This is a genomic window from Streptococcus sp. HMSC034E03 (genome assembly GCF_001811505.1).
Classification (GTDB): Bacteria; Bacillota; Bacilli; order Lactobacillales; family Streptococcaceae; genus Streptococcus.
The window spans coordinates 1-488 of the sequence record NZ_KV804932.1 but is presented as its reverse complement, the minus strand read 5'-3'; the positions used below and the strand labels follow the sequence as shown (position 1 = coordinate 488).

1 protein-coding gene is annotated in these 488 nt (G+C 41.0%); it reads left to right on the top strand.

Translation table 11 applies throughout. The features are described 5' to 3' along the window. On the top strand, window positions 1-488 hold a 488-nt coding region (locus tag HMPREF2805_RS00330), incomplete at both ends, for a GH25 family lysozyme (RefSeq protein ID WP_261676105.1).

Here is a 488-nt window from a genome sequence, read left to right as displayed (position 1 = left end):
AAAAAGTAAAATACTTGTGCCTTGACTACGAAGATCACGCTAGCGGAGATAAACAGGCAAATACAGATGCTTGTATTCGCTTCATGGAAATCCTCAAAGAAAATGGCTATGAGCCAATCTATTACAGCTACAAGCCATTCACGCTTAATAATATTCATTATGAGCAGATTCTTGCGAAATTCCCCAACAGCCTTTGGATTGCTGGCTATGGGTTAAATGATGGAAATGCTGATTTTGAATACTTCCCATCCATGGACGGGATTCGCTGGTGGCAATACTCTTCAAATCCGTACGACAAGAACATTGTTTTACTAGATGATGAAGAAGCTAAGCCAAAATGGAAGAAAAATGATACTGGATGGTGGTATGAATACCCTGACGGCTCTTATCCCAAAGAAGGGTGGGAAAAGATCGATGGTACCTGGTACTACTTCAACGAGAGAGGTTATTCAATAGCTTCTCGTTGGTTGAAGGATGATGGAAAGTGG